Annotated in this window: 9 protein-coding genes; 4 read left to right on the top strand and 5 right to left on the bottom strand. The window is 33.8% G+C overall.

Features of this window, described 5'->3' with window-relative positions:
- From QM536_07915 to QM536_07900, 4 genes are all read left to right on the top strand, one after another.
- Positions 1-479 (top strand): hypothetical protein (locus tag QM536_07915; protein MDI9356929.1); only part of this gene is annotated, 479 nt, incomplete at its 5' end.
- A gap of 390 nt (positions 480-869) precedes the next feature.
- Positions 870-1,868 (top strand): class 1 fructose-bisphosphatase, encoded by a 999-nt coding sequence (gene fbp, locus QM536_07910; GenBank protein MDI9356928.1) that lies wholly within the window; start codon positions 870-872, stop codon positions 1,866-1,868.
- Positions 1,869-2,207: 339 nt separating this feature from the next.
- Positions 2,208-4,868: a TonB-dependent receptor gene (locus QM536_07905; protein ID MDI9356927.1), complete on the top strand. Its 2,661-nt coding sequence runs from the start codon at positions 2,208-2,210 to the stop codon at positions 4,866-4,868.
- A 17-nt stretch (positions 4,869-4,885) separates the two neighbouring features.
- A complete protein-coding gene (locus QM536_07900; GenBank protein MDI9356926.1) occupies positions 4,886-5,566 on the top strand; it encodes an O-methyltransferase in 681 nt (226 codons plus the stop codon).
- 520 nt (positions 5,567-6,086) lie between these two features.
- On the opposite strand, the gene QM536_07895 is transcribed toward QM536_07900, so the two are convergent.
- The 5 genes from QM536_07895 to QM536_07875 form a co-directional block, all read right to left on the bottom strand.
- A complete protein-coding gene (locus tag QM536_07895; GenBank protein ID MDI9356925.1) occupies positions 6,087-7,592 on the bottom strand; it encodes an NAD(P)H-hydrate dehydratase in 1,506 nt (501 codons plus the stop codon).
- 27 nt (positions 7,593-7,619) lie between these two features.
- Entirely contained in the window at positions 7,620-8,645 is a 1,026-nt protein-coding gene (gene pheS / locus QM536_07890; GenBank protein MDI9356924.1) for a phenylalanine--tRNA ligase subunit alpha, read from the bottom strand.
- Positions 8,646-8,908: 263 nt separating this feature from the next.
- Positions 8,909-9,328: a restriction endonuclease subunit S gene (locus tag QM536_07885; protein MDI9356923.1), complete on the bottom strand. Its 420-nt coding sequence runs from the start codon at positions 9,326-9,328 to the stop codon at positions 8,909-8,911.
- On the bottom strand, positions 9,291-9,482 hold the full coding sequence (locus tag QM536_07880) for a hypothetical protein (GenBank protein ID MDI9356922.1): 192 nt from the start codon (positions 9,480-9,482) through the stop codon (positions 9,291-9,293). The genes QM536_07885 and QM536_07880 overlap by 38 nt, the downstream gene beginning before the upstream one ends.
- A gap of 23 nt (positions 9,483-9,505) precedes the next feature.
- Positions 9,506-11,439 (bottom strand): N-6 DNA methylase (locus QM536_07875; protein ID MDI9356921.1); only part of this gene is annotated, 1,934 nt, incomplete at its 5' end.

The raw sequence follows: 11,439 nt of genomic DNA, 5'->3' as shown, positions 1-11,439 counted from the left end.
CCAATCGGTGGTTGAGCGGAGCCGAAACCACACTCGGCAATACCGCCCTTTTAAAGCTACCGAAAATAGCTTTTTTATGCAGCCGAAAAGTGCCTGCATCGGTTGTGTTGAAATGCTATGACTGGGCTGTAGAGCAAAGAGAAAATGGAGTTTGTGTTATCAGTGGTTTTCACAGTCAAATAGAAAAAGATGTGCTGCATTATTTACTCAAAGGGAAACAGCCAATAATTTTAGCATTGGCAAGAGGACTAAAAGAAAAAGTAGAACCTGCATTTGAAAAACATTTAGAGCAAGGCAGGCTACTTATTATTTCACCCTTTGAAAAAACCATCAAACGAGTAACGGAACTCACAGCAGAAACAAGGAACAAACTCATGATAGACCTTGCAGACAATATCACCGTTGGTTATGCAAGTGCAGGTGGACAATTAGAAAAACTTTTGAAAGGTACTCATAAGCCGATAACAAGAATACAATGAGCCAACGCAATTTGCAAGCACCATAAAAAACAACACAAACCCACCCACAACCAAAGTTTTTAAATAGTACTTGCAAATAAAATCCAAAAGAAAAATGGAACTACTCACTTTACACAAAAATTATATTCAAAAAGTGTATTAAAGTATGGAATTTTATTATGTTTTTGCGTAAGGTGAGTTATAATAGTATATTTGTGGAAACACGTATTATTACTATTAGAGGGGTTCTAAAAATTGATTTCTTTATTGGTTTTTAAGGGATATAGTTTTTAGAATTTGAATTTTTAGAACCCATCTTTATTTTTCACAGCCACAAAGGATTGCCCATACATTTTTTTCATTTATTATAATGTAAATCAAAAACTTTATAATGCATAACTTATACAACAGATGTTAAACGAATATAAAATAGCGGCCCCTGTAGGCACCGCACTGGATAGATTTATTGCTAAAAATCAAACACAATTTCAATATGCTACGGGAGAATTATCACAGTTATTGAGAGATATTGCTTTGGCAGGTAAAATCATAAATCGTGAGATAAATAGAGCGGGTCTTGCGGGAATAGAAGGGAGTTTTGGAGACGAACCGAATGTTCAAGGAGAAATACAGCAAAAATTAGATGTGATTGCAGAGATACGATTCATCAGAGCATTGACACGTGGCGGGCAAACCTGTGCTATTATATCGGAAGAGGAAGAAGATATTATATACACAGGAAATAATGATGCCAAATACATTGTGGCTATTGATCCTTTGGATGGTTCTTCCAATATTGATGTAAATGTATCCGTAGGCACAATTTTTTCTATCTACAAAAGAAAAACGATGATTGGAAGTATTCCCGATAGAACAGATGTTCTTCAACCGGGAACAGAGCAAGTAGTTGCAGGGTATATACTCTATGGTTCTTCTACGGTATTAGTATTTGCCACTCAGTATGGGGTGAATGGGTTTACTTACGAACCTTCTTTAGGGGAATATTTTTTATCTCACCCCAATATACAAATAAAGCCCGAAGGCAATATATACTCCATTAATGAGGGAAATGCTTTTGAATTTTCAAAATCTACTTTGGACTATTTAGAATCTTGTAAAAAGAAAAAGATGACAGCACGATATATAGGTTCTTTGGTTGCGGATTTTCATCGTAATCTCATCAAAGGAGGCATATATATATACCCTGAAACCATCAAAAATCCCAACGGAAAGCTACGTCTTATGTATGAATGTAATCCTATAGCATATATTGCTCAAAAAGCAGGCGGTATAGCCACTGACGGAAAAAATTCTATATTAGAAATTATTCCTCATTCCATTCACCAACGCTCCCCTTTCTATGTAGGGTCTTCTCACTTGGTTTCAGATGCAATGAAATCCTTATCTTAACCCTAAAATAGCGGACTATATTAATTGGAAATACCAAAAGCAATCTCATTTTTAAACGATGTAGATAATACGCACATCGAAATATCTCATAAACTCATAACCCTTGATTCTTTGCGGGTTTTGTGTCTTTTGTAGAATATTTTATATCCAATGTTTCTATATGGTTATCAAAAAAGATATAGTTTCGAATTTACAAAAATGCGACACATGGGTTTTCCCCTACGGTTTTTGTAGTTAAAAATAATTTATAATTTATAATTCGTGACGCAACCTTTGTGTTTTTTTTTGTATCTTACTATTATTGCTTGAATAAATTTTTTTATAATTATTACCATAAAAATGTATAAATACTTGATAATTTTGTTTTTAGTAGGGAATGTATTGTATGGACAGGGAATAAATGGACTGAATGCCATAAATAAAGGCAGAGGAACTGCAAAAATAAAAGGTGCGGTATTAGATGGAATAAATAACACACCCGTAGAATTTGCCAATGTGGCTCTTTGGGATATAGCAATAAATAAAGCAGTAGACGGAGCAGTATGTAATGAAAAAGGAGAGTTTGTTATTACAAAAGTAGGGGAGGGGAAATACAAATTAGTTATCTCTTTTATCGGTTATGAAAGCATAGAAGTGCAAAATGTGAATGTAAATGCAAAAAATGACGATGTTTTTGTAAAACTTATCAAACTCAATCCGAATACAGAGGTATTAAAAGAGGTCTCCGTAGAAGCAAAAAAGGACTTGATAGAAGAAAAAATAGATAGAACGGTTTATAATGCAGAAAGTGATCTTACTACCAGAGGTGGAGATGCTTCAGATGTATTAAGAAGGACACCTATGCTCTCCGTAGATAACGATGGAAATGTGAGCATGCGAGGTAATCAGAATGTAACTATCCTTATAAATGGCAAACCCTCTTCTCTCTTGGCAACCAATGTGGGAGATGCCCTCAAACAAATTCCTGCTGACCTTATTAAATCCGTAGAAGTTATTACTTCTCCTTCTGCTCGCTATGATGCCGAAGGAAGTGCGGGTGTTATTAATATTGTGTTAAAAAAAAATACATTAGAAGGACTCAATCTGTCTGTAAACAGCGCAGCGGGCTATCGTGGTAGCCATTTAGGACTGAATGGAAGTTTAAAAAAAGGAAAATTTGGAATGACCTTAGGAGGATTCGGAAGGTATAACTATAATATCACCGGATCTTTTATCAATGATCAGACCATTAAAAACAATCCGACTTCTCTTTTCAATACTACGCAAACCGCAAATACTTACCAATCAGGAATTTTTGGACATTACACACTTGGAATGGACTATAATTTTACGGAAAAAAGCTTTCTCAACGGATCTATAAGATATGGCAATAGAAGTCAATACCAAGAACAAAATAATTTTCAAACTACTATTCATAATCTTATCAATGACTCTTCCCAAATAGGACATAGAGATGTAAATAGCATTAATAACTCTCAAAATGTAGATATAAATCTCACTTATACATATCAATTTTCTAAACCCCAGCAAGAATTAAGTATTCTGGGGCTTTATAGCCGTAATGATAGAACAAATAATTTTGAGAATACCAATAAAAACCCCATGAATACAGAAGAAATTATTTCAAAAGTAAAAAATGAAAACCCCAGTATCAATGAAGAAGCTACAGGAGAGATAAATTATCAACATCCTATTAACAAAGACCATCTTTTAGAAGGTGGAGGAAAAAATATTTTGAGAGTTGCTCGCAGTAATTTTAATTATTACACCGCAACAGGAAATAGTGATTACGTTCAAACCAAATCTACCCAGCAAAATAATAGCTTATCATACTATCAAAATATAACAGCCGGATATCTTTCTTATACTGTGAGCTTGCCCAAGTCATTCGGATTGAAAGTAGGAGGCAGGTATGAATTTACTTATATTGCCGCGAACACAGCAGATGGAGGTAATATACCCATTGCAGCGTATCCCGTCTTTGTTCCGTCTGTCAACATCTCTAAAAAAATAGGAAAATCGGGTGGAACTCTCAAGCTTTCTTATAACAGAAGAATCCAAAGACCTTCCATACAATACCTGAACCCCAATATTCAAGCACCTAATCCTCTCAATATAAGCTACGGAGACCCCACTCTCTTGCCCGAATATACCAATAACTATGAAATAGGATATAGTAATTTTATAAAGGGATCTTCTATATCCGCCTCTCTTTTTTATAGAGAAACCATGGGAAGCATTCAAGCCGTGAGAAAGACATCGGGAGACACTATAGTAACTACTTATAAAAATATAGGAACAGAACAGGCTTTAGGAACTAACATTTCTTTGAACGTTAATATAGGAAAATTCACTCTGAATGCAGGTGGAGATGTATTCTATAATACTCTTTCTAATAATGATATAAACCCCCTCTTCACTGCTTCTAATAGTGGTGTAGTATTTTCGGGACGGCTATTTGGAGGGTATAATTTTGCCAATGGTATATCTATAAATGCCTTTAGTCACTTCCGTTCTAAGTCCGTAGAACTACAAGGAACAAGAGGTGGATTTGGATTTTATATAGTAAGCATAGTGAAAAACTTTAAAAATAAAAAAGGTGGAATAGGATTATCTTTTGAAAATTTTTTAGGAAATGGTCTCACCATTCGTAATCAAACAACATCTCCCGTTTTAGACCAAAACAATACCCAGTATGTAAATAACATTGGGATAGGGATCAACTTTAATTATAGAATAGGAAAGGTAAGCACCGAAGCCCCTAAAAGAATCAGAACTATTAACAACGATGACCTCAAAGATGGGGGAGGTAACCAAGATGGCGCTTCAGGTGGAGGAAGTCCTTCTCCCACAACTCCACAAAGAACAGGAGAAAATATAAGACCCTCTCTTCCTCCGAATAAAGATATGAAAAAAGACAGCATACCCAATAAAGCATACCCTCGTGCGCCTTTCCCTGAGCTCAAATCTACTCCCACAGATACTCTTAAAAGAAAATAAGCACCCCTCTCTCATATATGAGTTTTTTCATAACAGAACCCATTCAAAAATACGTAGAAACATTTGGAGAAGAAGAGCATCCTCTCCTTCAAAAAATAAGAAGATATACCCATTCCAAAACATTGCATTCTCAAATGCTTTCGGGATATTATCAGGGAAGAATACTCTCTCTCTTTTCTCGTATGATACAGCCAAAATATATTTTAGAAATAGGAACTTTCACAGGATATTCCGCTCTCTGCCTCGCAGAAGGACTACAAAAAGATGGAAAACTCATTACTATTGATATAAATGAGGAATTAGAAAGCACAGTAAAAAGTTTCTTTGCAGAATCGGGATATAAAGAGAATATTGAACTTGTCATCGGGAATGCGGTGAATATTATTCCCCACTTAGCAGAGAAGTTTGACATTATTTACATAGATGCGGATAAACAAAACTATGAAACATACTTTCATCTCTCCGTTGAAAAACTACAAGAGGGTGGTTATATCCTGGTAGATAATGTTTTATGGAAAGGAAAAATAACAGAAGTAGGGGAGAAGGACGACAAGCACACTGTGTTTATGCGTTCCTTTAATGAAATGATACGAAACGATACCCGTTTTAGTCCTCTTATCTTTCCCATACGTGATGGGCTTATGGTGCTTACAAAGAATAAGAGTCAAAAACTCAATACAATTTGTTCTATGTATTGAGTAAGAGGGGTTCTAAAAATTGATTTCTTTATTGATTTTTAACGGATACAGTTTTTAGAATTTGAATTTTTAGAACCCCTCTATATCAATTTTTTATAAAGAAACAAAATAACAAAGAGATATTTTAAAAAATAACAGGTTTTTCTTTTAAAAAAGATGAAAAATTACTTTTCATTTCCCCTTCTTTGAGGAAGATACTTTCCCACTCCCCATCTTATTCCCGATCTGTAGAGGGTGCTTTCACAAAAAACTTTCTGTATTCTTTCTCTACTTCATTTATAATACTAGAAAGACATACTTATTCGAAAGATAATTCAAATAACCCTAAGCACATTCCTATTTACTGTACATGCAAACCGAGTTATATTGAACGTATCCACTTCGGAAATGGAATCTCTCTTGAAAAAAATTGTGGGAAAGTGAATGGGATCTTTTTTTATTAAGGTTTTTATTTTGACCTCCCCCAGCCCCTCCAAAGGAGGGCAGTTGGGATTGTATGTGGTTCATTTTAATGAATCACTCAACACTCATCATTATGTATAGCAGCAAAAGCATGGGGTATATTTTCTATTATATCAGATGCTATAATCCCATATTCTGTTTTTTCTTTCTTTGCGATGTCTCCCGCAAGTCCATGTATAAAAACACCCGCCAAAGAAGCATCAGCAGGAGATACTTTTTGTGCTAGTAGAGCAGAAATAATACCTGTTAATACGTCTCCACTTCCTGCGGTTGCCATTCCTGGATTTCCCGTAGTGTTAAAAAATACATTTCCATCGGGCAGGCAAACGCAGGTGTATGCTCCTTTGAGTATGAGTATGATATTATATTTTTGTGCAAGGGTTGTTTGTCTTTCTAATCTGTCATACTCGTTTTTAGAAACTCCTGCTATTCTTTCAAATTCTAAAAGATGCGGTGTGAGAATGCTTTTATGTGGTATTGAGTATAGCATTTCTTTGTTTTTACTGATAATATTGAGAGCATCGGCATCTATTACCATAGGAGTATTGGTATTTTCGAATACATTTTTGAGCATATTTGCAGTTGCAGTTGCAGTTCCTAAACCGGGTCCTACTGCTACTGTATTATATGGGCGAGTATCTATAGTATTGGTGCATTTTTTGGCATCAGAGTCGGGTAGAACCATTGCTTCGGGGATAGCGGTTTGTAAAATTTCGTATCCACAGAGGGGTGAGTGAATGGTAAGCAAACCAGCTCCTGCTCTCATAATTGATCTTGCACAGAGAATGGTGGCGCCCATTTTCCCAAAACATCCGGAAGATAAGAGAACTCTCCCCGCATTTCCTTTATGAAAAAACGTATTTCTGATGGGGAGTATTTGTTGTATTGTTTTTTGTTCTATGGTGGAGTAAGGGGAAGGTGTGTTTTGAATAATTTTTTCATTATAACCAATAGGAATGGTTTCCCATTTTCCAATAAAGGGTTCGTTTTCGGGAAAGAAAAAAGAGAGCTTGGGTATTTGAAAAGAAAGAGTGTAGTCGCACTTTACAATGGGAGCATTGTTGTGGGGAGTGCCATCTACCAATCCTGATGGTATGTCTACAGCAATTTTTTTACATGCGAAGTTATTTATTTGATGGATGAGATGCGTATAACTTCCGCTGAGATGGGTAGATAGTCCTATTCCAAAGAGGGCATCTATAAGAGTTGTGTTTTCAGGGATGGTGGGCAGTTGTTCATCGGGGGTAAAAAAAGAAACGGGGATAATGGGTTCTATTTTTTGGAGATTAGTTTGGAAAGAAGGGGAAGGAGTGCTTTTGCTCTTGATGATGAATACCTCTACTTTATATTTTTTGGTATGAAGGAGGCGTGCAATAGCTAGTCCATCGCCTCCGTTGTTTTTAGTGCCTGCAATTACGAGAATATTGGTGTTGTTATTTTTTTTTTGAAAGGATTCTACAAAAGCAAAGGCGGCTCTTTCCATGAGTTCTATTTCAGGAATCCCTTCTTCAAAAATAGTATACCTCTCTATATCTCTTATTTGGTCGGTATTGAGAATTTTCATCGGATATATTTTTTGAGAAAGTGTTGTTTAAGAGACAAGCGATGCAAATTGTTTGAGAAAACGAATATCATTTTGGGTAAAGAGCCGAATATCTTTGATACGGTACTTGATAAGAGCCATTCTTTCTATTCCCATTCCAAAAGCAAATCCTGTATATTTTTGGTGGTCTATATGTGATGCTTTTAGCACATTTGGATGTATCATTCCTGCTCCCGCAATTTCTATCCATCCGCTCTGTTTACAGATATTACATCCTTTTCCGTGGCAAAGGAGACAAGATATATCTATTTCTGCACTTGGTTCTGTAAAAGGGAAAAAAGAAGGGCGGAATCGGATAAGAATATCTGTATGGAACATTTCTTTTGCAAAGAAATAAAGAGTTTGTTTGAGGTCTGCAAAGCTCACATTTTGGTCTATATAAATTCCTTCTACTTGGTGAAAAATACAATGTGACCTTGCGGTTATGGTTTCATTTCTAAATACTCTTCCGGGCATTATAGAACGTATGGGAGGTGCTTTTTTTTCCATCAATCTTACCTGAACAGAGGAAGTATGGGTTCGTAATAATACGTCATTTTTTTTGTCTATAAAAAAAGTATCTTGCATTTCTCTTGCGGGGTGGTGAGGGGGGAAATTAAGGGCAGAAAAATTATACCAATCGGTTTCTATTTCAGGACCATCTGCTTGGTTATACCCTATCCTTTCAAATATTCCTACGATTTTCTTTCTGAGAGCGCTCAGGGGGTGAATAGCACCGATGGTATTGGGAGTAGAAGGAAGGGTCATATCTCCCAAAAAGCTCTCTTGTTCATTTTTTTCTTCTAAAAGAGTATTAAGATACTTGAGTCGTTCTTCTGCTTTGTTTTTTAAAGTGTTTAAGAGAACTCCTGTTTTTTTTTTTTCTTCGGGGGAAAGGGATTTAAATGCATCAAAAAGCTCATTTATGACACTTTTACGGCTTATAAATCTCATTCTGTATGTTTCTAATTCTTCTTTGTTGCTAATAGTATAGCCCTGTATTTCTTCTTGTAAAATATGTATTTGTTGTATCATAGAATGTATATTAATGAATGTATTTGTTTGTAATAATAATGAAAAACATCTACCAGCTTTGCTTAGGCACACTCTTTTTTTTTAAGGAGGGGGGAAGGAGTGGTAATTATTTTCAATTCATAATTTATATTTATAATTGTCTTTCTTTATTTTCTAAATTTAAAAATCGCTCTATTTCTTTTTTTGTATCGAGAATCAATAGCTGTTGTTTGCCTTGTGCGATGTAAAAGGCAAATAACCGGCTATTGCATGTTAGGTGTATTTTATTCATTATTAATGAGTTCATTAAATTTCATAAATATAGTTTGTATTATCATTTTTCTTTCGTGCTTCATTTCAAATGCAGTTTTTATCAATTCTGTAATCTGTGAAATTAAATTTGTTTCCATTTTGGGAATTAATAAATCTTTAAGTTTTTCTTCTCTTAAATGTGGAATTGTTGTTCCTATTACTGTTCTTCTGTATGCTGAACAATAACCTGTTCCATTATTTGATAAGACAGCAAATAAATATTCTGGTGATATGTCGTTAATCTGTTTTATTCTAATTCTTGTTATTCCAGAAGCAATTATGGCACGTTCCTCTTTGCAAACCATTGCTGTTTGTCCAATTTTACCGTCTTTTGTAAATAAAATATCGTATTCTTTAACGTCTTGATTTGTATTGTTCAGACGCAAACTCATATTGCAACTCTTCTATTCTTGGAATTAATTGCCAAAGTATTTCTTTTGATGCTCCCCATTGAATAAAACCATTTTCATTATCAATAGAAAAACAAATTGTGTCGCCATTATTTAAACGAAATTTCCCATTATACGATTTTTTATTTCGCTTCATTGTTTCTGATTTTATACTTATTTTCATTCGAATAATTTATTTATATCGTCTTTTAATTTTTGTTTTGTATCAATAATGTTTTTTATTTGTTTTGTTTTTTCCATAATATGTTCTTTATTTTTTGAGATTGGGATTTTTATATCCAAAAATCTATTTCCCAAACTTGGTATTGTTCCTTGTATAAAAGTATACTGTCTTATTTGAGACCTTACAAAAGGTAAATTAAGTAAATATAACAAGTACAAAGGATTTATGTAATCGTCATCCAAAACTCTTATTTTTAATATATGGCTTTGAAAAACTATTTTAGTATCAGAAGAAGTTATAAAAGCACAATTACCAATCAAATAATTGCTTCCATCTTTTACAAACAAAATATCATTTTCTTGAACATCTTGTTTGGTTTTATATTGCTCATATATTTTATATGGAATAGTTTTCATAGGATCATTTTTAATCTCCCAATTTACAATGTCACTTGTTCTAATGAAAGGAATAGTTCCTTTTCCGTAGAATTCAGACCCAATTTCATTGCCTCGTTTTATACTTACTATCTTATTATCTACTAAGTATTGAATACTTTTCAAATCAAAATTATTTAGGTTTTCTAATTCCTCTAATTGTTGTGCGAGTAAGGGGTCATAGTAGTCTGGAATAAAAATATAATTTTGTATTTGAGATAAAGATAAGACAAATCCCAACGTGGAATATTCTTTTAATTTTTTTTGTTTAAATAAAACCCATTTTTCAGTAACGAAAGGCAACTCATCATCAATAATTTTATTATTATTTTTATCTAAAATACAATCCCCATTATCGTTTAATTTATAGATATTTTTTCCATTTTTATCCTGTCCACATGTTTGAGGGGTACTCATAAAAATTGGATAATCTGTAGTATTTTTTTCTTTTTTTACGAATAAAATACTTGTTTTGAATGAGGTATTCGGTTGAAAAGTGACTATAGGTAAATTTATAATTGCTTCAATTTTAGCATTTTGTAAAATATATTGCCAAATGTATCTATCAGAGGGATTTCCAAAAGTTCCTTCTGGTAATACAATAGCCATTCTACCGCCATCTTTCAAAAGTTGCAAGCATCTTTCTATGAATAAAATTTGAGGTGCTTGTTCAAGTTTTAATGTATTCTTGTAATACATAGTATTGTTTTCTTTCCATTCATAAGCCAATTCGTATTGTTTTAGTTTTTCTTCGCCTTTTACTTTTATTTTGTCGCCAAAAGGTGGATTTGTAAGGATTATATCAAAACTATATGGTTTGATTTTAAGTTGCGTTTCTTGTTTCCAATGTGTTGGATTTTCCAAACTGTCTTCGCAAAAAATGCCTGTTGTGCCATCGCCTACAACGTTCATATATGCTTTTGCAACTTTACTCAAAAAATAATCTTTGTCAATACCGCGAAAATTATTAGTTGCAATATCTATTTTTTTCTTTTCTATTTCAGTTTCTTTCCATTGAAGTTTTTTGCATTTTATATCAATGTTTTCCCAAACATATTTTAGTGTATCTATTAAAAAACCACCACTTCCACAAGCTGGGTCAATTATTTTATCATTTTCGGTTGGTTGCAAAATATCAACCATCATTTTAACAACATTTCGTGGTGTAAAAAATTGTCCCTGACCACCTTTTAAAGCGTGTCCGATAAAAGTTTCAAAAGCATCAGCAACTACATCTCGTTCGCTATTCATAAGCGAATAGTTTTGAAGTTCACCTACTACATACACTATTGAATGAATGTCAAGTGATAATGTATCTTTGTCGTCAAATATTTCAGGTTGCTTTTCTCTTACTTCGTTAAAAATTTTTAAAATTCTATCGGCAACTTCTTTTGGCTTCTCGTCTATACCTGCTCTAAATTTTACCATTTCGTCTGGTGCAGTATATTTTTCGTCATAAAGTTTGCAAAAAATTAAGTTAATTAATTGTTGAGCCA

The organism is Chitinophagaceae bacterium (assembly GCA_030053935.1).
GTDB lineage: Bacteria > Bacteroidota > Bacteroidia > Cytophagales > JASGCU01 > JASGCU01.
This window is presented reverse-complemented; position numbering and strand designations above follow the sequence as displayed.